At 33.1% G+C, this 26,975-nt stretch carries 23 protein-coding genes; 10 read left to right on the plus strand and 13 right to left on the minus strand.

Features of this window, described 5'->3' with window-relative positions:
- Window positions 1-30 precede the first annotated feature (30 nt).
- Complete coding sequence (locus LPB87_RS01090) at window positions 31-714, plus strand: VTT domain-containing protein (protein WP_230604475.1); 684 nt, start codon at window positions 31-33, stop codon at window positions 712-714.
- Window positions 715-1,013: 299 nt separating this feature from the next.
- Here LPB87_RS01090 and groL read toward each other — a convergent pair whose 3' ends face one another.
- From groL to LPB87_RS01150, 12 genes are all read right to left on the minus strand, one after another.
- Window positions 1,014-2,642: a chaperonin GroEL gene (gene groL / locus LPB87_RS01095; RefSeq protein WP_229990132.1), complete on the minus strand. Its 1,629-nt coding sequence runs from the start codon at window positions 2,640-2,642 to the stop codon at window positions 1,014-1,016.
- 73 nt (window positions 2,643-2,715) lie between these two features.
- Window positions 2,716-2,991, minus strand: coding sequence for a co-chaperone GroES (locus LPB87_RS01100; RefSeq protein WP_129537348.1), 276 nt, complete (start codon window positions 2,989-2,991; stop codon window positions 2,716-2,718).
- 143 nt (window positions 2,992-3,134) lie between these two features.
- Window positions 3,135-3,476, minus strand: a complete 342-nt coding sequence (gene secG / locus LPB87_RS01105) for a preprotein translocase subunit SecG (RefSeq protein WP_129537349.1) — start codon at window positions 3,474-3,476, stop codon at window positions 3,135-3,137.
- Between the two features lie 3 nt (window positions 3,477-3,479).
- Window positions 3,480-4,445: a tetratricopeptide repeat protein gene (locus LPB87_RS01110; RefSeq protein WP_230604477.1), complete on the minus strand. Its 966-nt coding sequence runs from the start codon at window positions 4,443-4,445 to the stop codon at window positions 3,480-3,482.
- A 95-nt stretch (window positions 4,446-4,540) separates the two neighbouring features.
- Window positions 4,541-5,044 carry an LptE family protein gene (locus LPB87_RS01115; protein WP_129537350.1) on the minus strand — a complete coding sequence of 168 codons (504 nt, stop codon included), beginning with the start codon at window positions 5,042-5,044 and terminating at the stop codon, window positions 4,541-4,543.
- A 69-nt stretch (window positions 5,045-5,113) separates the two neighbouring features.
- The gene (locus LPB87_RS01120; protein ID WP_129537351.1) at window positions 5,114-6,373 is read right to left on the minus strand and encodes a sigma-54 dependent transcriptional regulator; all 1,260 of its coding nucleotides are present in this window, start codon (window positions 6,371-6,373) and stop codon (window positions 5,114-5,116) included.
- A 58-nt stretch (window positions 6,374-6,431) separates the two neighbouring features.
- The gene (locus LPB87_RS01125; RefSeq protein WP_129537352.1) at window positions 6,432-6,803 is read right to left on the minus strand and encodes a GxxExxY protein; all 372 of its coding nucleotides are present in this window, start codon (window positions 6,801-6,803) and stop codon (window positions 6,432-6,434) included.
- A gap of 86 nt (window positions 6,804-6,889) precedes the next feature.
- The gene (gene miaB / locus LPB87_RS01130) at window positions 6,890-8,335 is read right to left on the minus strand and encodes a tRNA (N6-isopentenyl adenosine(37)-C2)-methylthiotransferase MiaB (RefSeq protein WP_230604481.1); all 1,446 of its coding nucleotides are present in this window, start codon (window positions 8,333-8,335) and stop codon (window positions 6,890-6,892) included.
- 174 nt (window positions 8,336-8,509) lie between these two features.
- A complete protein-coding gene (locus LPB87_RS01135; RefSeq protein WP_230604483.1) occupies window positions 8,510-9,301 on the minus strand; it encodes a hypothetical protein in 792 nt (263 codons plus the stop codon).
- 26 nt (window positions 9,302-9,327) lie between these two features.
- Window positions 9,328-10,056, minus strand: a complete 729-nt coding sequence (locus LPB87_RS01140; protein ID WP_230604485.1) for an MIP/aquaporin family protein — start codon at window positions 10,054-10,056, stop codon at window positions 9,328-9,330.
- A 26-nt stretch (window positions 10,057-10,082) separates the two neighbouring features.
- On the minus strand, window positions 10,083-11,579 hold the full coding sequence (gene glpK, locus LPB87_RS01145; RefSeq protein WP_129537356.1) for a glycerol kinase GlpK: 1,497 nt from the start codon (window positions 11,577-11,579) through the stop codon (window positions 10,083-10,085).
- A gap of 12 nt (window positions 11,580-11,591) precedes the next feature.
- On the minus strand, window positions 11,592-13,181 hold the full coding sequence (locus LPB87_RS01150; RefSeq protein ID WP_129537357.1) for a glycerol-3-phosphate dehydrogenase/oxidase: 1,590 nt from the start codon (window positions 13,179-13,181) through the stop codon (window positions 11,592-11,594).
- A gap of 154 nt (window positions 13,182-13,335) precedes the next feature.
- On the opposite strand from LPB87_RS01150, the gene LPB87_RS01155 reads away from it, so the two are divergent.
- The 8 genes from LPB87_RS01155 to LPB87_RS01190 all read left to right on the plus strand — a co-directional run bounded on the left by LPB87_RS01155 (window position 13,336) and on the right by LPB87_RS01190 (window position 24,155).
- Complete coding sequence (locus tag LPB87_RS01155; RefSeq protein WP_230604486.1) at window positions 13,336-14,109, plus strand: DeoR/GlpR family DNA-binding transcription regulator; 774 nt, start codon at window positions 13,336-13,338, stop codon at window positions 14,107-14,109.
- Between the two features lie 195 nt (window positions 14,110-14,304).
- Complete coding sequence (topA, locus tag LPB87_RS01160; protein WP_230604488.1) at window positions 14,305-16,824, plus strand: type I DNA topoisomerase; 2,520 nt, start codon at window positions 14,305-14,307, stop codon at window positions 16,822-16,824.
- A 3-nt stretch (window positions 16,825-16,827) separates the two neighbouring features.
- Window positions 16,828-17,979, plus strand: a complete 1,152-nt coding sequence (locus tag LPB87_RS01165) for a formimidoylglutamase (RefSeq protein ID WP_129537360.1) — start codon at window positions 16,828-16,830, stop codon at window positions 17,977-17,979.
- A 266-nt stretch (window positions 17,980-18,245) separates the two neighbouring features.
- Window positions 18,246-19,646, plus strand: coding sequence for a gliding motility lipoprotein GldK (gene gldK / locus LPB87_RS01170; protein ID WP_129537361.1), 1,401 nt, complete (start codon window positions 18,246-18,248; stop codon window positions 19,644-19,646).
- A gap of 79 nt (window positions 19,647-19,725) precedes the next feature.
- Window positions 19,726-20,373 (plus strand): gliding motility protein GldL, encoded by a 648-nt coding sequence (gldL, locus tag LPB87_RS01175; protein WP_129537362.1) that lies wholly within the window; start codon window positions 19,726-19,728, stop codon window positions 20,371-20,373.
- 48 nt (window positions 20,374-20,421) lie between these two features.
- Window positions 20,422-21,960, plus strand: a complete 1,539-nt coding sequence (gene gldM / locus LPB87_RS01180; RefSeq protein WP_129537363.1) for a gliding motility protein GldM — start codon at window positions 20,422-20,424, stop codon at window positions 21,958-21,960.
- Window positions 21,961-22,014: 54 nt separating this feature from the next.
- Entirely contained in the window at window positions 22,015-23,004 is a 990-nt protein-coding gene (gldN, locus tag LPB87_RS01185; RefSeq protein WP_129541001.1) for a gliding motility protein GldN, read from the plus strand.
- 98 nt (window positions 23,005-23,102) lie between these two features.
- On the plus strand, window positions 23,103-24,155 hold the full coding sequence (locus LPB87_RS01190; RefSeq protein ID WP_230604490.1) for an FAD-binding oxidoreductase: 1,053 nt from the start codon (window positions 23,103-23,105) through the stop codon (window positions 24,153-24,155).
- 1 nt (window position 24,156) lies between these two features.
- Here the strand turns inward: LPB87_RS01190 and LPB87_RS01195 are convergent, their stop codons facing one another.
- On the minus strand, window positions 24,157-24,540 hold the full coding sequence (locus tag LPB87_RS01195) for a DUF983 domain-containing protein (RefSeq protein WP_129537365.1): 384 nt from the start codon (window positions 24,538-24,540) through the stop codon (window positions 24,157-24,159).
- 458 nt (window positions 24,541-24,998) lie between these two features.
- On the opposite strand from LPB87_RS01195, the gene LPB87_RS01200 reads away from it, so the two are divergent.
- A complete protein-coding gene (locus LPB87_RS01200) occupies window positions 24,999-26,906 on the plus strand; it encodes an ATP-binding cassette domain-containing protein (RefSeq protein ID WP_129537366.1) in 1,908 nt (635 codons plus the stop codon).
- Window positions 26,907-26,975: the final 69 nt, after the last annotated feature.

A 26,975-nucleotide genomic window follows, 5' to 3' on the forward strand; every position in this document is an offset into this window, starting at 1 on the left:
ACTTATAAATTTAACGAATAAATCGCTTATATGAATAATTTTGATTGGACTCAATTAATTAATCCAGAGTTTTATATTACCCTTACCTTAGGTGGAGTTCAAATTGGTTTATACATTGTTATATTTATAGTTTTTGCCGAAACAGGACTTTTTGCAGGTTTCTTTTTACCTGGTGATAGCTTACTTTTTTTAGCTGGAATTTATAGCCGTGAATTAATTCAGAACATGGTTTATATAGAAAATGATTTTATAAATGTTTTTCTTCTTTCTTTAATGGTAGCTATTTCAGGAATTTTAGGTAATATGACTGGATATTGGTTTGGAGCCAAAAGCGGTTATTATTTATTTAAAAAAGAAGATACTTTTTGGTTTAAGAAGAAATACTTATTGCAGTCAAAAGATTTCTTTGAAAAATATGGAGGTAAAGCTATAATCTATGCACGTTTTTTACCAATTTTTAGAACATTTGCACCTATAGTTGCAGGAATTGTGTCTATGGATAAAAAGAAATTTATGTTTTATAATATATTAAGTTCATTTTTATGGGCTTTTATCTTAATCTTTTCAGGACATTACCTTTATGGGATATTTTTGAAACAAGGAGTTGATTTAAAACAACATATCGAATACATTATTATAATTATTGTTATCATAACGACTTTTCCAGTTTTAATGAAGTTACTAAAGAAAAGACCGGCAGATAAAATAGAGTAGTAGATGTTTAAATAAAAAATCCGAAGTGTATAACTTCGGATTTTTTATTTCTATATTTTGTCAGGGACAAGATTGGGTTCTTCATTATATGGTAATCTGTTTGATTGCTACTTAGATTATCTTTCTTGACAGTATAAAAAGATTGCATTACAACAGGCTATTTAGTTGTGTTTTGAGCTAAATAGTTGTTTTTAAAATATAGAAATAAAAGGGAAATAGATTTTCAAATCAAAGCAAAAAAAATCCGAAGCTATAAAAAAACTTCGGATTTTATTTTTAGACTTAAGTCTGGAATAGTATTACATCATTCCTGGCATACCTCCACCCATTGGGTTTCCGCCTGCATTGTCTTCTTTAATATCAATCAAAGCGCATTCAGTAGTTAAGATCATACCTGCTACAGAAGCGGCATTTTCTAAAGCTACACGAGTTACTTTTTTAGGATCGATAATACCTGCTTTAAGCATATCTACATACTCGTCAGTTTTTGCATTGTATCCAAAATCACCAGTACCTTCAGCAACTTTAGCAACAACTACAGAACCTTCAAGACCAGCGTTTTCAACGATAGTTCTTAATGGAGCTTCTACTGCGCGAGAAACGATTTGAATTCCAGTTGCTTCATCAGCATTGTCAGCTTTTATTTCGCTTAAAGCGTTTTTAGCTCTTAACAATGCAACTCCACCACCTGCAACAATTCCTTCTTCAACTGCAGCACGAGTAGCATGTAATGCATCATCAACTCTGTCTTTTTTCTCTTTCATTTCTACTTCAGATGCAGCACCAACATAAAGTACAGCAACACCACCAGCTAATTTAGCCAAACGTTCCTGTAATTTTTCTTTGTCATAATCAGAAGTTGTAGCTTCCATTTGACCTTTAATTTGGTTTACACGATTTTTAATCATGTCTGCTTCACCAGCGCCACTTACAATTGTAGTGTTGTCTTTATCGATAGTTACTTTTTTAGAAGTACCTAACATTTCGATTGTAGTGTTTTCTAATGTATAACCTCTTTCTTCAGAGATTACGGTTCCACCAGTTAAGATAGCAATATCTTCAAGCATTGCTTTTCTTCTATCACCAAAACCTGGTGCTTTTACAGCAGCAATTTTTAATGCTCCACGTAATTTATTTACTACTAGAGTTGATAAAGCTTCTCCATCAACATCTTCAGCAATAATTAATAATGGTTTTCCTGATTGAGCTACTGGCTCTAGAACTGGTAAAAGTTCTTTTAAAGAAGAAACTTTTTTGTCATACAAAAGGATGTATGGGCTCTCTAGTTCTACTTCCATTTTTTCAGGATTTGTAACGAAATATGGAGATAAGTATCCTCTGTCAAACTGCATTCCTTCAACAACATCTACGAATGTATCTGTTCCTTTTGCTTCTTCAACAGTAATAACACCTTCTTTTCCAACTTTTGCGAAAGCAGTAGCGATTAATTCACCAATTACTTCGTCGTTATTTGCAGAGATAGATGCAATTTGTTTTATTTTTTCTGAATCACTTCCAACAACTTTAGCTTGTTTAGCTAAGTCTGCAACGATAGTTTCAACAGCTTTATCAATTCCACGTTTTAAATCCATTGGATTAGCTCCTGCAGCTACGTTTTTCAAACCTTCTTTTACGATTGCTTGTGCTAAAACCGTAGCAGTTGTAGTACCGTCTCCAGCTAAATCATTAGTTTTTGAAGCTACTTCTTTAACCATTTGAGCTCCCATATTTTCTAATGGGTCTTTTAATTCGATTTCTTTTGCAACTGTAACACCATCTTTAGTTACGTTTGGTCCACCAAAAGATTTTCCAATGATTACGTTACGTCCTTTTGGTCCTAAAGTTACTTTTACTGCATTTGCCAATGCATCAACACCACGCTTTAATCCGTCACGTGCTTCAATATCAAATTTTATATCTTTTGCCATTTCTTTTAATTTAGTTTAAGGTTTGAGTTGTTTCAGGTTTTACCTGATACTTAATTCTAGAGACTTATGCTTTTTAGATTATCGCTAAGATATCGTCTTCACGCATAATCAAATAATCAGTTCCTTCATGTTTTAATTCAGTCCCTGCATATTTACCATAAAGTACTGTATCTCCAATTTTAACAGTCATAGTATGGTCTTTAGTACCATTTCCTACAGCTACAACAGTCCCTTTTTGCGGTTTTTCTTTGGCAGTATCTGGAATAAAAATCCCTGACGCAGTTTTAGTCTCTGCTGCAACTGGCTCAATAAGTACGCGATCTGAAAGCGGTTTAATGTTTAAAGTCATGATTTTATAATTATGTTATGTTTATAATTTTTGTTTGTTTATAAACTTTCAGAAACTGTGCCACCTTGAATAAACTGACATTATTTCTTATAAAAAATGCCAGCTTTGACAGGCTGGCATTTTTGTATTCTATAAAGAATGTATTATTTTGCTGGGTTAGTCGCAGCAGGTGTTTCTTGAACTGGAGCAGCAGGCGTTGTGCTTGGAGCTGTAGTAGCAGATTTCTCGATAAGTTTAGATTCTACATCACTTAAAGATCCTGTGAAACTTAAACTAGAAAGCAAGATTAATGCAATTAAGATTGTTGCTAATGTCCAAGTACTTTTGTCTAAAAAGTCAGTTGTTTTTTGTACACCACCTAACATTTGAGATCCACTAATTGTTGAAGATAATCCTCCACCTTTAGGGTTTTGAACCATGATTACTACGATCAATAGAAAACAAACTATTGTGATTAAAACTAAAAAAATTGAAAATGTGCTCATTGTTTAATTATTATTGTTATTTTGTTGTAATGTCTTAATATCCGATATACGGTCTGCAAAGAAACTAATTTTTTCTGGATATTTCAAAATTAATATTTCATATGCTTGTATTGCTTTAGTGTATTTTTTTTGTTCTAAATATACCTTAGCTAAAGTCTCAGTCATTAAGTAAGAATTGTCATCTCTATTGATGTCTATCTGAATGTTAGCTGCAACTGTTGTAGTAGATTTTACAGGAGAAATTTTTGGACTAGTTTCGATGAATTTATCGATTAATTCCGCTTTTTTCTTTTTTTCTTCGTTGATTTCGATTAAAGAATTGTCTATTTCAATAGGAGGAACTTCTTGTTTTTCTTCTTTGTTTTCTTTCTTCTTTTCCTCTTTTCGTTCAATAGGTTCTGTTCTAGAAAGTTGAAGCCATTCTTGGAAGGAATGTTTTTCTTTTGCAGTAAAATCCAGAGGTTTCCCTAATTCTAGATTTTGTTCTGCAATTTCTATGGCCTGTTCAGTACTTTCTAAATTTACTTCGATAGTAGGAATTGAAGCTTCTTTTATAGAAGTAAGGATAGATTGTTCGATAGGATCTATAATTTTTATAGGTTCTACTTTTTCTATCACTTCTATTGTTTCGTCTTCAATTAGAACTTCAGGTAAAAGATGTTCGCTATCAATAACATTTATATCCAAAAGAGCTAAAGCTTTCTTGTCGTAATATTCTTTTTGAATGGTTGAAAAAGTTTCAGATGTTATAAAGTCAAATAAAATAGCTCTATCTGTTGTATGTGCAGCAGTAACTTTTAAGGCATAATTATACTTAAAACTGTTTTGACTATAAAGTCCTTTTAATCGCAATGCTCTTGCACTTTGGAAATAAGGAAATTCATTCAATACATTACCTAATTCATCCGTTTGCTTTTCGGAAATAGCATCGGGTCTATTTATTAGGTAAGTATAATCGTTAACATTCATTATATTCTGTTATTTAATCGTTTAAATTGTTTATTTGTATACTCGTCTTTTTTTGAATCGAATTAACGATTAACCAATTAAACGAATTAACCTTTTTACCATTTTGCTAATGACTCATTAAATATATCTTGGGTAATACGGTCAAGAATTTCTTTTATAGCTGTATCTTTTATTGGCCCTATAAGTTGATCTCGTGCCGGGTAGTCATAATAAAATTCGAATGATTTTTCAAAATCATCTGTTTCTTTCTTTCTATTAGTGAATCGTACGTTTACACGAATTTTTAATCTGTTTTGTGATGCCTGTTGATCTGCAGTTGCAGTCATCGGACTAATTCTGTAATCTGTAATCTCTCCTTCGTACATTAAATCCGCACCTGAACTCACTAAGTTTAAGTTGGTTTGGTTTTGGATTAAATCTTGTAATTGTAAAGTAAAAGTACGATCTAATCCTGGTTCAATTAAATCAGCGTTGTTCTGGAAGTAATTTACTTGAAATGTTTTTGCATCTATTTTACCCGTTCCTGTAAAGTTGTAAACGGAACAGCTACTAAAAGTAAAAACAATTACAATTATAATTAGGTACTGTATATTTCTCATTTTATTTTTTAAAAGCCCCAAAGGTATTTATTTTAGTTGTCAATTTTTACACAATTTGAATGTGTTATTTTACAAATCAAATTGTTTTATTTTTCTATACAAAGTTCGTTCCGAAATCCCTAGTTCGTCTGCTGCGGCTTTTCGTTTTCCTTTGTTTTTTTCTAATGATTTTTTAATCATTTCGATTTCTTTTTGCTCCAATCGTAAAACCTCTTCTTCTTCGATTGTTTCTGCAAATAAATAATTATCTTCATTAGAAGACTGGTATTGTTCCTCCCGACTAGGAGTGGTCATAACAGCAGTTCTTGGTTCTTCTTCAAAATCAATTTCACTATCATTTTCTTGTGAACCATATATTTTTTTGATTAAGTTTTTATTGGCTTCTTGTACATTTGCATTACCATTTTGCATTAACTCAAGTGTAAGTTTTTTTAAGTCATGCAAATCACTTTTCATGTCAAAAAGAACTTTGTATAAAATCTCTCTTTCGGTATTAAAGTCGCTATCATTTTTCTTCTCATTAATTACGGAAGGTAAATTTGGACCTTCTGTTGGTAGATAAGATTGTAATGTTGCAAGAGTGATATCCCGATTCGTTTCTAGAACTGAAATTTGCTCGGCTACATTTCGTAATTGACGAACGTTACCGTTCCATCTAAATTTTTGTAATAGTTGAACTGCATCATCATCCAGTTTTAATGGAGGCATTTTGTATTTATGAGCAAAATCAGATACGAATTTTCTAAACAATAAGTGAATGTCCTCTTTACGCTCACGTAATGGAGGTAAAGTGATTTCAACTGTACTCAGACGGTAGTATAAATCCTCACGGAATTTACCTTTTTCGATAGCGTTGAATAGGTTTACGTTAGTTGCGGCTACAATTCTTACATTAGTTTTTTGTACTTGTGATGAACCTACTTTTATAAATTCACCATTTTCAAGCACACGAAGTAATCTTACTTGTGTTGTTAGTGGTAATTCTCCAACTTCATCCAGGAATATAGTTCCACCATCAGCAACTTCAAAATAACCTTCACGTGTACTTGTAGCACCAGTAAAAGCTCCTTTTTCGTGGCCAAATAATTCACTATCAATAGTTCCTTCGGGAATTGCACCACAGTTTACAGCGATATATTTTCCGTGTTTTCTATGTGAAAGTGAATGTATAATTTTTGGAATACTTTCTTTACCAACACCACTTTCTCCAGTTACCATTACCGAAATATCGGTTGGTGCTACCTGAATTGCTTTTTCTATGGCGCGATTAAGCTTAGGATCATTTCCAATAATTTCAAAACGTTGTTTTATAGCTTGAACTGTCTCCATTTATATTTTTGTTTTTTTGCCACAGATTAAAATGATTTTCACAGATTTTTTAAGTGTTTTATGAAATATATCTTTTGTATTGAAGGGATTTTGTTTGGAAATTAACAAGTAATCCTATTTCTGAGCTAGATAACTTCATGTAATTTATAATCTGAGCTATATGTTCATTTGAAAATTCCTTTATTGCTTTTACCTCTAAAACGATATCTTCATTAATAATAAAATCTGCATAAAATTTATGAGGCAAAACTTTGCCTTTGTATTCAATTGAATATTCCTTTTCTCTTTCAAAAGGAATATTATTTTCTTTAAATTCTATTTCTAAAGCGTCTTTGTAAACTATTTCTAATAAGCCTGGTCCAAGATTTCGGTGTACTTCCATACAAATGCCAATAATTTTATAAGTCTCACTTTCTTTATAATGTCGCATAAATTAATTTGTTCTCCATGATTAAATGTAGGTAAAATAATATAAAAATCATTTAAAATCCTATTAATCTGTGGCAAAAAAAGTAATCAATTCATGTTGCTCAATCCTACCGCTTCACCTTTTAATGTACCACTGGTGCAACTTGTGATTTTGACATTTACAAAATCACCAATTTTATAATCTTCTTTAGGAAAAACTACAGTAATACTTTGTGAATTTCTTCCAGAGAATTCTTCTTTAGATTTTTTAGAAACTTTTTCAACTAAAACTTCTACAGTTTGACCGATAAATTCTTCAGAACGAAACCAAGCGTGTTTTTGTTGTAAATCAACAATTTCTTGTAATCTTCTAGCTTTAGTTTCTTCGGTAACATCATCTTCCATTTTTCTTCCGGCCAAAGTTCCAGGACGTTCAGAATACGAATACATATAACCAAAATTATACTTTACATATTCCATTAAGCTCATTGTATCTTGGTGATCTTGCTCTGTTTCTGTTGGGAAACCAGCAATCATATCTTGTGATATTGAACTATTTGGAATTATTGTTTTGATTTTGTCAATCAAAGTCATGTATTCTTCACGTGTATGCAGTCGGTTCATCTCTTTTAGGATTCTGTTACTTCCAGACTGAACCGGTAAATGGATGTGTTTACAAATGTTAGGATATTTTGCAATAATATGTAAAACACTTTCGTGCATATCTTGTGGATTCGAGGTCGAGAAACGAATACGCATTTTAGGATAAGTCACGGCTACCATTTCTAATAATTGGTCGAAATTTACTGCCGTTGCCTTTTGCATATCTGATGCACTAACAAAGTCTTTTTTTAATCCACCACCGTACCATAAGTAACTATCTACGTTCTGGCCTAATAGTGTAATTTCTTTAAAGCCTTTGTTCCATAGATCTTGAATTTCATTCATAATACTCTGAGGTTCACGGCTACGCTCGCGTCCGCGGGTAAAAGGTACCACGCAAAAGGTGCACATATTATCACAGCCACGGGTTATCGAAACTAATGCTGTGATTCCGTTGCTCATTAATCGAACAGGCGAAATATCACCATAAGTTTCATCTTTGGATAAAATTACGTTTATAGCATCGCGTCCTTCTTCGACTTCGCTTAATAAATTAGGTAAATCTTTGTAAGCATCAGGGCCAACAACAAGATCTACTATTTTTTCTTCTTCTAGAAACTGACTTTTTAAACGTTCAGCCATACATCCCAAAACTCCAACTTTCATTTTTGGGTTAATACGTTTTACAGCATTGTATTTTTCCAAACGTTTACGAATAGTTTGCTCAGCTTTGTCACGAATAGAACAGGTGTTTACTAGAACCAAATCAGCTTCTTCAAGAACCGAAGTTGTGTTGTAGCCACCATCAGATAAAATTGAAGCTACAATTTCGCTATCTGAAAAATTCATCGCGCAACCATAACTTTCTATAAAGAGTTTTTTAGTATTCTCAGGTTTATTTTCTAAAACAAGACTTTCGCCTTGTTTGCTTTCTTCAATAATCTTTTCCATAAGTCACTTTCAAAAGTGTATTTTAATAAGGACACAAATGTACGATTATTTGAGTGATTATGACAAGATGTCAGATGAAGATTTAACATTGTTTTTGTATTTTTACTTAACATGAAAAAACTCTCTTTGTTTTAAAGAGAGTTTTAACAAACAAATTAAAAACCTAAAATGAGTTTAGAACAGATTGACTTCTAGTTGCAATCTGGCAATTTTGTTTTCAGGATTCCACATTGCGGTTGCTGAAACAGGTAATTTATAATTAAAAACAGAAATTTCTTTGGTTGCCTTTATTCCCGTATTTACAATACCGAAACTGCTTTCTGTTTTATTTGAGTATAGAAAAGTATCTCCATTAAGCGCATAGCCTGCTCCTAAGAAAACGTCTAAATTTACTTTTTGGTTTCTGATAGCGGGATAACTGAATTCGGTATAAGTTGTGTATTTACTTTTGTAGCTGTTATTGTTATTAAGTTGTCTGTCCTTTAAACCGCTGTAAAGTATTATATCAACTTCTACTCGCAATGGAAAAGATTTCGGGAAACGATACGAAGTTCTTAAGTCTATAAGATGCGTCGATGTGAGTTTGTTGTAATTAAATACTTCAGGGTTTTCTATACCAGTAGTATTAAACAAATCCCATAATCCAATTGAAAAATTATTTTTTTGATATTGAATGTAGTAGTTTATTTCACGGTATTTCCCGTCAAATCCTGCACCACCCCATATTCCGACTGTAAAATTTCTTTTTTTATCAAATGTGTAATGAATATTTCCAGTAGCAGTCATACCGTCATTAATGACAAGTCCTCTCCATAGGTGGCTTGTTTTTAAGTCAACATTAAAGTCTAAACGGGATGGTTCTGTGTTTTCTGTTGAAACGAAACTACTATCCGAATCCGCTGTTTTTTGAGCGTATCCAGTTAGCCCTATAATTGAGATTATAGAGAAAAATAGTGTTTTTTTCATGATTTCTTATTTTATAAAAGAGATATTTAAAGTAATGTCATATATAAGAGTGCTGCTAAACCTGATCCTATGATTGGTCCTATAATCGGAATCCATGCATAGTCCCAATTGCTACTTCCTTTAAAAAGAAGGGCGTGTGTGATACGAGGGCCCAAATCTCTCGCAGGATTAATAGCGTAACCTGTAGTACCACCTAAAGAGAGTCCAATTGCCCATACTAAAATAGCAACTGGTAAAGCTCCAATAGAGCCTAGACCTATTTTGACATCTGTGGCTGAGTTAAAGCTAAGCTCTGGACCCGCAATGTAGAATATTACGAAAATAAGAACGAAAGCTCCGATTATTTCGCTAATTAAATTTGATACGTTGTTTCTAATTGCTGGTATAGTACTAAAACAGGCTAATTTCGAGCCTTCATCCTCGGTGATAGAGAAGTGATCTTTATGGAATAGCCAAACTAAGAATGCGCCGAGCATAGCTCCTAGTAATTGTGCGATGATGTAGGAAGCAACTTGACTCCAAGCAAATTTTCCTATAATGGCTAATCCAAGTGTTACTGCAGGGTTTAGATGCGCGCCACTAATTGGTCCTGAAACGGTTACGCCTACAAAGACTGCAAATGCCCATCCGGTAGTAATTACTATCCATCCAGAGTTGTTTCCTTTTGTTCCTTTAAGAACCACGTTTGCTACAACTCCGTTACCTAATAAGATAACGAGCATTGTGCCGATAATTTCTGCGATAAATGGTGACATCTTCTTGTTTTTTAATGGTTTGTTTCCTAGTCTTCAATCCAGTTTGTAGTGCGACCTACAGCTTTGTTCCAGTTGTGTACCAATTTGTCTACTTCGGCTTTTGGCATTTCTGGAGAGAATTCGCGGTCAATTGACCATTGCTCTTGAAGTTCGTCTATGCTTTTCCAGTATCCTACAGCTAATCCTGCTAAGTATGCAGCTCCTAATGCAGTTGTTTCTAAAGTTTTAGGTCTGATTACTTTAAATCCGAATAAATCTGATTGAAATTGCAACATTAAATTATTGACAACAGCTCCGCCATCAACTCTTAGTTCTTTTCCTTCGTTACCAAAGTCGGCCTCCATTGATTTTGCTAGATCAAATACTTGATATGCAATTCCTTCTATAGTAGCACGTGCTATGTGTGCATTTGTTGTTCCTCTGGTAATACCAAAAATTGCTCCTCTTGCATATTGATCCCAATGAGGTGCGCCTAATCCTGTTAAAGCAGGGACAAAATATACACCACCATTATCAGGTACGCTTGCTGCTAAACTTTCGATTTCATCAGATGAATCGATCATTTTCGCACCATCTCTTAGCCATTGTACTGCTGCGCCACCAACAAATACACTTCCTTCTAGTGCATAAGTTGTTTTGCCGTTTATTTTCCAAGCAACTGTTGTAAGTAAATTGTTTTTAGAATAAACAGGCTTGTCGCCAGTATTCATTAGCATAAAACAACCAGTACCATATGTGTTTTTTACCATTCCTGGTTCTGTGCATAGTTGTCCAAAAAGAGCAGCTTGTTGGTCACCAGCTACACCAGCAATTGGAATTTTTGTAGAAAATAATGTTGTACAAGTTTCACCATATATTTCGCTACTTTGTTTTATTTCAGGTAGCATTGCTTTTGGAATATTAAATAATTCCAATAATTCGTTATCCCATTCTAATGTGTGAATGTTCATTAGTAAGGTTCTACTTGCGTTAGAAACATCTGTCATAAACATCTTGCCTCTGGTTAGTTTCCAGATTAGCCATGTGTCTACAGTTCCAAAGCATAGTTTTCCTTGTTCTGCTTTTTCGCGTGCACCTTTAACGTTATCTAAGATCCATTTTAACTTAGTTCCAGAAAAATAAGCATCTAGTTTTAATCCAGTTTTTTCTTGGATCATGTCTGTAAGGCCTTGTGCTTTTAATTCGTCACAATATTTTGCTGTTCGACGATCTTGCCAAACAATAGCGTTGTATAATGGTTCGCTAGTTTCTCTGTCCCAGACAATTGTTGTTTCACGTTGGTTAGTAATTCCGATTGCAGCAATTTCTTTTCCTGAAATCCCCATCTTTGCAATAACTTCGGCAGCAACGCTAATTTGTGAATACCAGATTTCATTAGGATCATGTTCAACCCATCCCGGTTTTGGGAAGATTTGTTCATAAGGTTTTTGTGAAATACTTGCTATTTTGCCATCATGGTTGAATATGATGGCTCGAGAGGAGGTGGTACCTTGATCTAGTGTTAGGATAAATTTGTTTTCCATAATGGTGTATTTTTAATGGTGTTTTTCTTGAAAATCTGACAAAATAAATCCGTTTGCAAGATGTTTAAATTCTGATATTTGTCTTTGAGCCCATGTCTCGTCGTGGCCTAGTTCTTTAGCTAATAAATGAGCTACTTTTTCGCATGAAGCAATTGCAGCTCGTGCATCTAAAAATAACAAACGAACCCTTCTAGCTAATACGTCATCAATGGTTCTAGCCATTTCATAGCGAATTGCCCAAGCTACTTCTGCCATCGTATATTCGTAATCTGGATGTAGCTTTTCTTTTAATTCAGGCTCTTTTTCTTGTAATTCTAATATTTTAGGAATATCAGTTCCGTATATATATAAATGATTTTCTCTAGCTTTTGCATCGGTTTGTTTGTTTCCGTGAATTGCAATATGCTCAGTTTTACATTTTAATTTTGGTAAATGATGTACAGTAATTGCTTTGTCTATAATGTCTTCTGCAATTTTTCTGTAGGTAGTCCATTTTCCTCCAGTAATGGTTATTAATCCAGTTTCAGAAACAATGATTTTGTGACTTCTAGAAACTTCTTTGGTGCTTTTTCCTTCTTTTTCTGGTGCAGCCAAAGGTCTTAACCCAGCAAAAACAGATAAAACATCAGCGCGAGTAGGTTTTTTTACTAAGAATCTTTGTGCAGTTTCTAATACGAATTCAATTTCTGTTTCTAATGCAATTGGCTCTAAGCTATGTTTTTTAATTAAAGTATCAGTTGTTCCAACTACTACTTTATTATGCCATGGCACAGCAAATAGCACTCTTCCATCACTTGTTTTAGGAATCATTAATGCTTGGTCGCTAGGTAAAAATGATTTGTCGAATACAAGATGAATTCCTTGGCTCGGAACAATATATTTTTTGTACACAGTGTCGTTTAGTTTCATTATTGCATTAGTGAAAACTCCAGTTGCATTTATGACAGCTTTACCTTTTATTTCGTGTTTTTCTCCAGATTCATGATCTATTATCTCAACACCTGTAACTTGGTTTTTGTCATTTTTTAATAAGCCAATAACTTTGGCGTAGTTTAAAAGGCAAGCGCCATTTTCTACTGCAGTTTGTGCAATGTTTATAGCTAGACGAGAATCATCAAATTGACCATCTTGGTAAACAACTCCGCTTACTAGACCTTTTGGTTCTACAGTAGGAAGTAATTCAATAGTTTTTTTCTTTGAAATATATTTAGATCGCCCTAAACTTAGTCTTCCTGCTAGCAAGTCGTAAATTGTAAGGCCTATAGTGTAGAAGTAGCCTCCCCACCAATTATAATTAGGTATAACGAAAGATTGATTTTTAACTAGGTGACCTGCATTTTGAGCCATTAGTCCTCTTTCTTTTAAAGCTTCTGTTACTAGAGAAATATCACCTTGCTCTAGATAACGAACACCTCCATGAACTAATTTAGTACTTCTGCTAGAAGTTCCTTTGGCAAAATCTACTGCTTCAATTAAAACAGTTTTGTATCCTCTGCTTGCGGCATCAAGAGCTGTCCCTAGTCCGCTAGCACCTCCTCCAATAATGATTACATCCCATTCGGAGGTTTGTTTTAGTTTTGCTAATTGTTCTATTCGTTTCATTGTTCAGTTTTATTTGTTTCGTATTTCTTTAAAATGCTTTCGAATAACAAACTTAATGAAATTAAACGAAACTAAATAAAATAAAGTGAAATTTATTTTATTATTTAATTTTTGTATCTTTCGCCATGAAGAATCTTAATATTAAAGCGACATTATGACCATTATCAACAGAAGACAAGAGGATATACTTAAAGAATTAGATCAAAAAGGATATGTAAATGTGGTTGATTTGTGTGAATTGTTTAATGTTTCAACCGTAACTATACGAAAGGACCTGAATTTTTTAGAAAATGAAAAGTTACTGCATCGTACACATGGAGGTGCGAGCAAAAAGCCAATTTATGCTTTTGAAAGAGATGTTAGTGATAAGGAAACGTTACAGGTCGAGCAAAAAAAGCAAATAGCTAAAGAAGCCTTAAAATATATTAGTGAACATGATTACATTATATTGGGGTCAGGTTCGAATATTCATTATTTGTCTCGAATAATTACAGGATTCCAAAAACTAACAGTGCTTACTCCTTCATTAAAAGTATCTTTAGAGCTTAGTAAAGAAATTAATATTGATACGATACAATTAGGTGGAGATATTCGAAATAGTTCTACTTCTGCGGTTGGTCCAATTGCTGAAGCGACTTTGAGTCAATTTTCATGTAATAAATTATTTCTGGGTACAGACGGAGTTCATTTAGAATTCGGACTTAGCACATCTAATGCTTTAGAAGCACATTTAAATCAAGCTATGATCGAAGTAGCTGAAAAGGTTATAGTATTAGCGGATTCTACGAAAATGAATATTAGAGGTTTTGGTAAAATTTGTAATTTAAATAAAATAGATGTGTTAATTACTGATGAAGGTATCGATCCAGAGTTGAAAATAAAATTGGAAGAAATTGGAATAGACGTGGTTATCGCTAGTAAACTTTAGTTTAGAGGGGGCACATATAAATTCGATTATTTTATAAGATAAATGGGTGGGTATATTTGAATTTTATATTGTAGGAAAATTATATTATTTTACATTTGTGTTTGTATACTTATAAGTAGTATAAAATATTTTTAAAATTTAGTAAAGTGCAATATTTAAAAAAAATAGATACTTTTGTTCCAGAAAAATAGAGTAATGGCAAAGAATTTAGTGATAGTTGAGTCACCTGCAAAGGCAAAAACGATAGAGAAATTTTTAGGAAGTGATTTTCAAGTAGAGTCAAGTTATGGGCATATTGCCGACTTGCCTTCAAAAGAAATCGGTGTAGATGTAGAGAATGGTTTTAAACCTAAATATGAAGTTTCTCCGGATAAAAAAGCTTTGGTGAGCAAGCTAAAAACATTATCTAAGAATGCCGAAATGGTTTGGTTGGCGAGTGATGAGGATCGCGAGGGTGAGGCTATTTCATGGCATCTTGCTGAGGAATTGAAGTTAGATAGAAAGAAAACCAAACGAATTGTTTTTCATGAGATTACTAAAACTGCAATCTTAAAAGCAATTGAAAATCCAAGAGAGATAGATTATAACTTAGTTAATGCGCAACAGGCACGTCGTGTATTAGATAGATTAGTTGGTTATGAATTATCTCCAGTTTTATGGAGAAAAATAAAAGGAGGTTTATCAGCAGGACGTGTGCAATCAGTTTCTGTGCGTTTAATTGTTGAAAGAGAACGTGAGATTCAGAATTTTAAAGCTGTTGCGACATATTCTGTTGTTGCAGAGTTTACTAATGAAAGTGGTAAAACATTCAAGGCTAAATTGCCTAAAAATTTTAATACAAAAAAAGAAGCCGAAGATTTTTTAAATAAAAATATAGGTTCTTCGTATAAGGTTTCAGACTTAGAAACGAAACCTACTAAAAAATCACCAACAGCACCGTTTACAACTTCTACCTTGCAACAAGAGGCAGCGAGAAAATTGTATTTGCCAGTTGGAATCACAATGCAGTTAGCACAACGTTTATACGAAGCGGGACTTATTACTTATATGAGAACCGATAGTGTTAATCTTTCTAAAGATGCAATGGATGCTGCTCAGGCAGAAATTATCAAATCATACGGGAAAGAATTCTCAAAACCGAGAACCTTTACAAATAAAAGCAAAGGAGCTCAGGAAGCGCATGAGGCGATTCGACCTACTGATATGTCGCGTCATACCGTAAATATCGACAGAGATCAAGCGCGTTTGTATGATTTGATTTGGAAAAGAACATTGGCTTCACAAATGAGTGATGCACAATTGGAAAGAACCAATGTGAAAATTGAAGCTAATAATCATAGCGAAATATTTACTGCATCTGGTGAGGTTTTGCTTTTTGAAGGATTCTTAAAGGTATATCTTGAAGGTCATGACGATGATGAAGAGGAGCAAGAAGGAATGTTGCCTGCAATGAAAGTGAATGAGAAATTAATAAATAACTACATCACGGCAACAGAAAGATATTCAAGACCACCAGCGCGTTATACAGAAGCATCTTTGGTTAAGAAATTAGAGGAACTTGGTATTGGACGTCCTTCTACTTATGCGCCAACAATTTCTACAATCATTAATAGAAATTATGTTGAGAAAGGTAATCTTGATGGGCAAGAACGTAATTATACACAACTTACGCTACAATCTAACAAGGTAGGAGAGAAGTTGCTTAAAGAAAATACAGGTTCGGATAAAGGGAAGTTGGTTCCGACTGATATCGGAACAATTGTTACTGATTTCTTGGTTAAGAATTTTGGGACGATATTAGATTATAACTTTACGGCAAAAGTAGAGCAAGATTTTGATGAAATTGCTGAAGGAAATATTGATTGGGCACAAATGATGCAGGAGTTTTATGATAAATTTCATCCAAATGTAAAAGATGTTGAGGCAAATGCTGAAAGAGAAAGTGGAGAAAGAATATTAGGTAAAGATCCAGTTTCAGGAAGACCAGTGTCAGTTCGTTTAGGGAAATTTGGTCCAATGGCGCAAATTGGAGAGCCGGATGACGAAGATAAAAAGTTTGCTAGTTTAATGGCAGACCAAAATATTGGGAATATAACTTTAGAGGAAGCTTTAAATTTGTTTTTATTGCCTAAAAAATTAGGTGAATATAAAGGAGAAGAAGTTGAAGTAAGTAATGGACGTTACGGACCTTATGTTCGTCATGGAAGCGTGTTTATTTCGTTGCCAAAAGGAGAAGATCCTTTGGATGTGACAATTACTAGGGCTCAAGAATTAATAGATGAAAAAGCACTTGCTGATGCGCCTATCGCTGTTTATAAAGGTGAAGGTGTACAAAAAGGAGTAGGGCGTTTTGGTCCGTTCATTAAGTGGAATGGATTGTTTATTAATGTAAGTAAGAAATACGATTTTGATAATTTGTCACAATCAGATATAGAGGCGTTAATTGAAGATAAGCTTCAGAAAAATATTGATAAAGTACTTCATAACTGGGAAGAAGAAGGAATCTTGGTTGAAAAAGCACGTTGGGGGCGTTCAGTTATCACAAAAGGTAAAATTAAAATTGAACTAAGTAAAGATGTTGATGCTACAAAATTAACATTGGCCGAAGTTCAAGAAATGATTGCGAAGAAAACCCCAGTTAAAAAGACAGCTGCTAAAAAAGCGCCAGCAACCAAAAAAGCTGTTGCGAAAAAAACAGTAGTAAAAAAGAAATAAAAAATGGAATTTGATTTTCTACAACCAGTTAACGAAGAAATTCTAAACTACGTTGATACATTGTCTTCTCAAGAATTGGGAAGTAAGATAGTTTTACATACTAAAGAACAATTTCCTGATATAACTAAAATTAATATTGCTATAATAGGAGTTTTGGATAATCGTGGAGATACAACTGCGATTAATGATGTAAATCTAAATCCATTTCGTAAAAAACTATATGGTATGTTTCCTGGAAATTGGGATATGTCTATCGCTGATTTAGGAGATGTTGTACAAGGGGATTCAGTAGATGATACTTACTATCTTTTAAAGAAAATAACAGCCGCTTTAATAAAAAATAGAATAGTGCCTATAGTAATAGGTGGTTCTCAAGATTTGACTTATGCTTTGTATCGTGCTTACGATGATTTAGAGCAGATGGTTAATTTAGTTGCGGTCGATAATAAATTTGATTTTGGAAAAGAGAGTGAAGATTCTTCAGCAACTTCATATTTGACTAAAATTATAGTAGATGCTCCTAATAACTTATTCAATTATTGTAATATAGGGTATCAGACCTATTATAATTCTCAAGAAGAAATAGATTTAATCGAAAAATTATTTTTTGATGCATATCGTTTAGGAGAGATTTCAAATAAAATTGCGCTTGCTGAGCCAGTTTTTAGAGATGCTGATTTAGTGAGTTTTGATTTGAATTCAGTTAAATCTGCTGATTCAGGAAATACTATTGCTTTTGAGCCTAATGGTTTTGATGGTAAAGAGATTTGTTCGTTGGCAAGGTATGCTGGAATTAGTGATAAAGTGTCTGCTTTTGGTTTGTTTAATCAGAATAGTACATTGCAAGAAGCTCCTTTAATGGCGCAAATAGTTTGGTATTTTATTGAGGGGTATCATTACCGTTCAAATGAGTATCCTTATGGTAGTCGAAAAAACTATCTAAAATATATAGTTCCGTTAGAAGAAGAAGAATTAGTTTTTTATAAAAGTGACAAAACAGATCGTTGGTGGATAGAGATACCTTTTATTTCAAATGGGAATAATAAATTGAAGAGAAATACGTTGTTATCTTGTTCTTACGATGAATATTTGATAGCGTGTAATCAGGAATTACCTGAAAGATGGTGGAAGGCACAGCGGAAAAACACGGTGTAATCGTTTTCGTAATAAGATGTTAATGATTGAGGGTTTTTTTTAAATGATTGATTTTGTTTTCATTAATAAGGTTATACTTATAGATATTAAAATTTAACGTTTTTAAGCGGTATTTTGTGGCAGTTTATCGACTAAATATTTTTTTTTTATTTTTTTTAACTTTAATTTTGGACCGTGAAAGAAATTACACAAAAAGCTATTGTTTTTTAGAAAAATAATAAATAGGTTTACGGACTTATAATAATGAATAGATAATCCAAATATATATGAAGAAGTTTATTGCATTTGCGGCATTTTTAACACTAATAGTTAGTTGTGGTAGGTCAAGTGACAAAGGAGAATTAGTAGGTGTTAAAGGCGGGAAATGGTATCCAGAAAAACCTTACGGAATGACTTTGATTCCAGGAGGGTCTTTTATCATGGGTAAGTCAGATGATGACTTGGCACAAGTAGAGGATGCACCAACAAAAACAGTTACAGTTCGTTCTTTTTATATGGATGAAACAGAGATAACAAATAGTGAATACCGTCAATTTGTAGAATGGGTTAAGGATTCTACAATGAGAGTTCGTTTGGCAATTATGGCTGATGAAATGGGTCAAAAACCTGGTGGTGGAGCTGATGCTAAAGGTAAAAAAAGTGGAAGCATAGGCGATTATGCTTTTAATGATTCTGATCCTGAAAAAATGACTGCTTACGATAAGTACATGTATGATAATTACTACAGTATTGGTACCGCTGATGATCCTTATGCAGGAAGAAAATTAAACAGAAAAGTTAAGTTAGCAAAAGGAACACAAGCCTATCCAGATGAGTATTACGCTGAGGTTATGGATTCTATGTATATCCCTGTTGAAGAGTCTTACAATGGATTAAGAACTATAGATGTAAATAAATTAAAATTCAGATATTCTTGGATGGATATTCAAGCTGCAGCTAAAGCTAAAGTAGGAAAAAGAAAAGAATTTGTTAAGACAGAAGAAGTTAAGGTTTATCCTGATACAACAGTTTGGATTAAAGACTTTACATACTCGTATAATGAGCCAATGCACAATGATTATTTCTGGCATAAAGCGTATGGAGATTATCCAGTTGTAGGGGTAAAATGGACTCAGGCAAAAGCATTCTGTGCTTGGAGAACTTTAAATAAAAATACTTACATAAAAGCTAAAAAGAAAGGACATGATTTAGTAAACTCTTTCAGATTGCCTACAGAGGCAGAATGGGAGTATGCTGCTAGAGGAGGTCTAGAGTCAGGAACTTATCCATGGGGAGGTCCTTATATTAGAAACGATAGAGGTTGTTTTATGGCAAACTTTAAACCAAATAGAGGAGATTATGCTGCAGATAATGCTTTGTACACTGTAGAAGCAAAATCATATGACCCAAATGGTTATAATTTGTATAATATGGCTGGTAACGTTGCTGAGTGGACAGATTCTTCATATAGTCCAAATGCTTACGAATATGTGTCTACAATGAATCCTAATGTGCAAGATGGCTCTAATAAGCGTAAGGTAGTACGTGGAGGTTCGTGGAAAGATGTTGCTTATTTCTTACAAGTAAGTACTAGAGATTTTGAATATGCAGATTCTGCAAGAAGTTTTATCGGTTTTAGAACTGTTCAAGATTATATGGGAACACAATCAACTGGAAATAAGAAATAATCAAAATATTAAAAAGAAAGAAAATTAAATTCAATAACCAAATCCTTATTTTAAAACCTAAAACAAAACAAACAGAATTATGGCATTATTAAGTAAAAAAGCGATGAATTTCGCTTACGGTATGGGAGCAGCAGTAGTAATCATTGGAGCTTTATTCAAAATTACTCACTTTGAAATTGGACCGTTAACAGGAACCTTGATGCTTTCAATCGGATTAGTAACAGAAGCATTAATCTTTGCTTTATCTGCTTTTGAACCAGTTGACGAAGAATTAGACTGGACATTAGTATACCCAGAATTGGCTAACGGACAGGCAAAAGCAAAAGTTGCAAAAGCTGAAAAAACTTCAGATGCGCAAGGTTTACTTTCTCAAAAATTAGACGTTATGCTTAAAGAAGCTAAAATTGATGGAGAGTTAATGTCAAGCTTAGGTAATAGTATTAAAAACTTTGAGTCTGCTGCTAAAGGTATTGCTCCAACTGTTGATTCAATCGCTTCTACTAAAAAATACAGCGAAGAGTTATCTACTGCCGCTGCACAAATGGAATCATTAAATAGTTTATACAAAGTTCAATTAGAAAGTGCTTCTAGAAATGCAGAAGCTAATAAAGAGATTGCTGAAAATGCAACTAAATTAAAAGAACAAATGCAATCAATGACTGCAAATATTGCTTCTTTAAACAATGTATATGGTGGTATGCTTTCAGCTATGAATAATAAAGGATAATTAGTTAAAGACAATTATTATTAATAAAAAACTAATTATTTAGAAAATATGGCAGGAGGAAAATTAACCCCTAGACAGAAGATGATAAACCTGATGTATCTGGTTTTTATCGCAATGTTAGCAATGAATATGTCAAAAGAAGTTTTGTCTGCTTTTGGCTTAATGAATGAAAAATTTGAAAGTGCAAATGAGTCAGCTAAAATGACAAATGAGCAATTATTGTCTTCGTTAGATCAGAAAGCTGCTGAGGCTAAAGGAGAATTTGAAACAGCTGCTCAAACAGCTCACAAAGTAGAAGCAATATCAAAAGATTTTTATAGCTATATCGAAACTTTAAAAGGAGATGTTTTAAAAGGATTCGAAAAAGACAAAGAGACTGGAAAATTACCTTATGAGTCTATGGACAAAGGTGATAATATCGACAACTGGTTTACAGGTGAAGGTTATACTGCAAAAGGTAACGAAATCGTTGCTAAAATCGATAAGTACAAAGCTGATATGAAAGCTGTATTGGGTGATAAAAAGTATAGTGCAATTGTAGCTGAGATTGATAATAAATTTAATACTTCTGACGTTAAAAACAAAGAAGGTTTAAAAGATAAGTTTTTAGCTTACCATTTTAAAGGTTTTCCAGCTGTAGCTTCAGTTGCAAAATTATCAGCTTGGCAAAGTGATGTTAAAAAAGCAGAATCAGATGTTTATAGTTCAGCTTTAGGAAAAGCGGCAGTAGCAGCAGCTTCTTATAGTAATTATAAAGCAATTGTAGTTCTTGATAAAAACGCATATTTCCAAGGAGAAACTGTTACAGGTAAAGTAGTTTTAGGTCGTTATGACGAAAACACAAAACCTACTTCATTCTCAGGACCAGGTAAAATTGTTAACGGGCAAGCTGTTATCTCGATGACTGCTGGTGGAATTGGAGAACAAAGTATTAACGGACAATTTACATTCTTAGAAGACGGAAAAACTATTCCGCTTAAATTTGAAGGTAAATATGTTGTAGTACCAAAACCAAATTCGGCTACTATCTCTGCAGATAAAATGAATGTAGTTTATAGAGGTGTTGTTAACCCTATCTCAGTTTCATTCGCTGGAGTTGCTGATAATAAAGTTGTAGCAAGTGCTCCAGGATTGTCTTCAGCAGGTAAGCCAGGAAAATATAATATGAGTCCAGGTACAGGTACAGAAACTACAATTTCTGTTACAGGTACATTACCAAATGGTACTACAGTTTCTGATAAGAAAACTTTCAGAATTAAAGGTATCCCTGGGCCAAGTGGAACTATTAGAGGAGAAATGGGTATCGTAAAAGGACCTAAATCAAACCTTGAAGTAGCTACAATTGGAGCTAAATTAGTTGATTTTGATTTTGAAGTTGGATTAGATGTTGTTGGATTTAATTTAAAAGTTACTGGACAACCTACAGTTGTAGTTTCTGGTAATAAATTAAATGCACAATGTAAATCAGTTCTTTCAAAAGCAGGTAGAGGTGACCAAGTCACTATTTCTGAGATTAAAACTAAACTTGTTGGAGCAGGAAGTTATTTATTACCTAGAACTTCTCCAGTAATTTTTGAAATACAATAATAAGTAGTTCTATAAAGTAAACTACTTCAATATCTTATACTGATAGATACCATGATGAATGTAAGAAATTTTTTAATAGCTATTGTCTCTGTTGCAGGGAGTTTTACCACATTTGCACAGTCGAATTTGCTTAATGCAAAAACACCAGCAGAAATTGGTTTAAAAACACCAGCTCAACTTATTTCAGACAATGACAAACCATTAGCTTATGGTTATGTACACGATAGAGATGTTTTGATGGGGAAAACTGTTTGGGAAATCATTGATTTGAATGAAAAAATCAACTTCTCATTGTATTTTCCTATTGACACTGCCAATATTGGTTCAGACAGACGTTCTATGTACGATGTTTTGACAAAAGCAATTAAAAATGGTAAAATTACTGAAGTTTATACTGATAGTTATTTCAATACCAAAAAGTCTATGAAAGATATTCAGGCTTCTTTATCACGCATTGATACAACTGATGCAGGTAGAGAGCAATTGAATCAAGATCCAGGTGCATATGTTGCGCAAACGATCCAAAAAAAGAAGACTACAGGTAAAGGGAAAAACAAAGTAACTACAACTGAAACAGTAGACGTTCCTGCATCTAAAACTATATCTTCTGAGTATATCTTGAAAACTGATTTAACAGCTCAAGATGTTACAGAATATAAAATTAAAGGGTATTGGTATTTTGATAAACGTCAAAGTGAATTAAAGTATCGTCTATTAGGGATTTGTCCTGTAACTCCAGATGTTTACACTATTAATAGTGAAGAGAAGGACTATATAGAATTGTTCTGGGTATTCTTCCCAGATGCTAGAAATGTTTTGCATGAAGCTAAAGCTTTTAATGACAAAAACTCTGCAATGCCAATTTCTTTTGATCAAATCTTGAACTCTAGACGTTTTAACAGCACAATCTATAAAGAAGAAAATGTTTATGGAGATAGAGCTATCGATGAATACATGAAGGATAATGCTCAGAATCAATTATTAGAATCTGAGAGAGTGAAAGAAAAAATTAGAAATTTCGAATCAGATATGTGGAATTACTAATAAAATAATTTACTTCTTTAATATAAACTCTTACCATTAATGGTAAGAGTTTTTTTTTATTTAAGTTTGATGACTGTAACAGTTTAATTTATTTTTTCATGATTGACTATTTAATTATTGGCTCAGGTTTGGCTGGGATTTCTTTTTCAGAAAAAGCGTTGACGCACAATAAATCTATATTGGTGGTAGATGATAAATCACAAAACTCATCAAAAATTGCTGGCGGATTATATAATCCAGTAATTTTAAAAAGATTTAGTGAAGTGTGGCAAGCACAAGCGCAGTTAGTTTTAATGGATTCGTTTTATGGAGAAATTGAAGCTAAGCTAGCTACAAAATTCAACTATCAGCTTCCGATTTTGAGAAAATTTTTCTCGATTGAAGAACAGAACAATTGGTTTAGTGCTTCTGATAAAAAGAACTTAGCTCCTTTTTTGTCTACTAAGTTAGTTTCTAAAAAATACAATAGCATAGATTCCCCATACGATTATGGAGAAGTTTTACACACTGGTTATGTTGATACCGCTTTATTGTTAGAAAAGTATAGAGAATATTTACTAGCTAATAATTTGTTGCTACAAGAATCGTTTGATTATGATCAAATAGAGTTTTTAGATTCAGGTATTCAATATAAAAATATCCAAGCACGTCATGTGATTTTTGCAGAGGGGTTTGGGTTACATAAGAACCCGTTTTTTAATGATTTGCCTTTAGATGGAACAAAAGGAGAATTATTTATTATAAAAGCAGTTGGTTTAAATATAGATGTGATTGTGAATACAAGTGTGTTTATACTGCCTTTAGGAGATGATTTGTTTAAAGTAGGAGCTACTTATAATTGGAAGGATAAAACCGATTTGCCTACTGAGGAAGCTAAACAAGAGCTTCTAGAGCGTATCCGTGAAATTATCACTTGTGATTTTGAAATAGTTGAACATTTTGCTGGGGTTCGTCCTACAGTAAAAGATAGAAGACCATTGGTAGGGACACATCATGCTCACAAGTCACTTCATGTTCTTAACGGATTAGGAACACGAGGGGTCATGCTCGGACCAGCAATGGCAAAAGCTTTATTTGAAAATATTGAAAATGACATCCCTCTGGATAGTGAGATAAATATCCAGCGATTTTATAAAAAGAATAAAAAGTAATTTATTTTATATTGTTGTTAGGGTCGTAAGAAACAAACATATTGATGTATATATTTCTCGACCATCTTAATACAAAAGGAAATAATAAAACTAGAGTTATTACAATTGCTATAAAAGAAGTTTCAATACTTGAATTAAATAAAACATAAGATATAATAAAGGCAGCAATTCCTAAAGCAACATTTAGTCCGTAGCTTACATACATTGCTCCATAAAAAAACGAAGGTTCAATTTGGTACACAAATCCACAATGACTGCAAGATTCATTCATTTTTAGAACCTTACTTAAATGGAATGGATTCTTGTCTTCGTACATACTTTCGTTTTGGCACTTAGGACAAGTTCCTTTTAAAATACTATTTAGTTTAGATCCCTTTTTGAACATTTTGAGTAGGTTTTTGTGAAATGTAAAATAGCTACCTGTTATTTTGAGTTAAGACAGAGTAATTATTTTAAATAATAAGATATGATTTTAATTCAAAGATAATCATTGATTGCCACATTCACAATTTTCCTATTCTTAATAACCGAAAAGATGTAAAAAAGAAGCTTTTAGTACGCTGTAATTAGGTTTTTTAACTTTATAGTATAATACATTCCTTTTCACTACCTTTGCATTTTTAAAATCATAAGCAAAATGCAATATTTATTGCTTTATATTTTAGAAAATCAAGAATTAAAAATACGGATTAGAGGTTAGTTAAGCACATAAATAAAGTTTTTGTAAGCTCAATAAATGTTTAATTACTTAGAGAAAAGTATTTCAATGTCTACAAAAATTGATTTTCATTAATTTGAAGCTATCAATTTACACAATCAATTAGTTAAAAATAACAATAATAAATGCTTAATATACATAATTTATCTGTTTCGTTTGGGGGGTCTTATTTATTTGAGGAAGTTACTTTTCGTTTAGGTGCTGGAGATCGAGTAGGTCTTGTTGGGAAAAATGGTGCTGGAAAATCAACAATGTTAAAAATTCTTGCAGGAGATTTTAAACCAGATTCTGGTCAGATTGCAACAGAGAAAGAAGTAAGAATGGGATTCCTACGTCAGGATATCGATTTCGAACAAGGAAGAACAGTACTCGAAGAGGCCTACGAAGCTTTTACAGATATAAAAGTTGTAGAGAAAAAATTAGAGCAAATCAATCATCAATTGGTAACCAGAACCGATTATGAAAGTGAAGAATACAGTCAGATTATCGAAGATTTATCTGATTATACACACCGTTTTGATTTATTAGGTGGATATAATTATGTAGGAGACACTGAAAAAATCCTTATAGGTTTAGGTTTTAAAAGAGAAGTTTTTAATAACCAAACCGAAACTTTTTCGGGAGGATGGAGAATGCGTATCGAGTTGGCAAAATTATTATTACAGTCTAATGATATTTTGTTGCTGGATGAGCCTACGAATCACTTGGATATTGAGAGTATCATTTGGTTAGAAAGTTTTTTACGTAATTATCCTGGTGTTGTGGTAATTGTTTCCCACGATAAAATGTTCTTGGATAATGTAACCAACAGAACAATCGAAATTTCATTAGGTAAGGCATACGATTTTAATAAGCCATATTCAGAATACTTATTGTTACGTCATGAAATTCGTGAAAAACAATTGGCTACACAAAAAAATCAAGCTAAGAAAATTGAAGAAACAGAGAAGCTAATTGAGAAATTCCGTGCCAAAGCTTCAAAAGCATCTATGGCGCAATCGCTTATCAAAAAATTAGATAAAGTAGAACGTATCGAGGTTGACGAAGATGATAATTCGGTAATGAATATTTCCTTCCCAGTTTCTAAAGAACCTGGTAGAGTAGTAGTCGAAGCTGATCATGTTACAAAAGCTTATGGAGATAAAGTTATACTTAAAGATATCAATCTGTTGGTAGAACGTGGAAGCAAAATTGCTTTTGTGGGACAGAATGGGCAAGGAAAATCAACTTTTATTAAAGCGATTGTTGATGAATTTGAATATCAAGGAAGTATAAAATTAGGACATAATGTTCAGTTGGGTTATTTTGCACAAAATCAAGCAGAATATCTAGATGGTGAAATTACATTGTTACAAACAATGGAAGATGCTGCAATGGATACCAACCGATCTAAGGTTCGTGACATGTTGGGGTCATTTTTGTTTCGTGGAGATGATGTAGAGAAAAAGGTAAAAGTTCTTTCGGGAGGAGAAAGAAACCGTTTAGCATTATGTAAGTTGTTGTTACAGCCTATAAATGTTTTGCTAATGGATGAGCCTACGAATCACTTGGACATTAAATCTAAGAATGTACTGAAAGCAGCACTTCAAAAATTTGGAGGAACATTGTTACTAGTTTCTCACGATAGAGATTTTCTTCAGGGAATGTCTAATTTAGTATATGAATTCAAGGATCAAAAGATAAAAGAATATTTAGGAGACATCAATTATTTCTTAGAACAGCGTAATTTAGAAAATATGCGTGAAGTTGAGAAAAAAGATGCTACAAAAGCGGGAGCTCCTAAAGAAAGTAATAAAGCTTCATACGAAGATCAAAAGAAAAATAAAGCATTGCAGAATCGCTTGAGTAAAGTAGAAAGTCAAATCAAGCAATTAGAAAAAGACATTCAGCATGACGATAAAATGTTAGCTTCAAATTATGACAAGCATATCGAAGATGCGTCATTCTTTATGGCTTACAATAAAAAGAAAGCCGAATTAGATAAATTACTTTCAGAATGGGAAGTAGTTCAGGAAGAAATAGATAATCTATAACTCAATAGTTAGGAGCTAATCCAGCTTTCGCTACAAGTCCTCATAAAAAATCTACATTTCTAATGTTAT

Origin of the sequence: Flavobacterium sp. EDS (assembly GCF_020991525.1) — a bacterium.
GTDB lineage: Bacteria > Bacteroidota > Bacteroidia > Flavobacteriales > Flavobacteriaceae > Flavobacterium.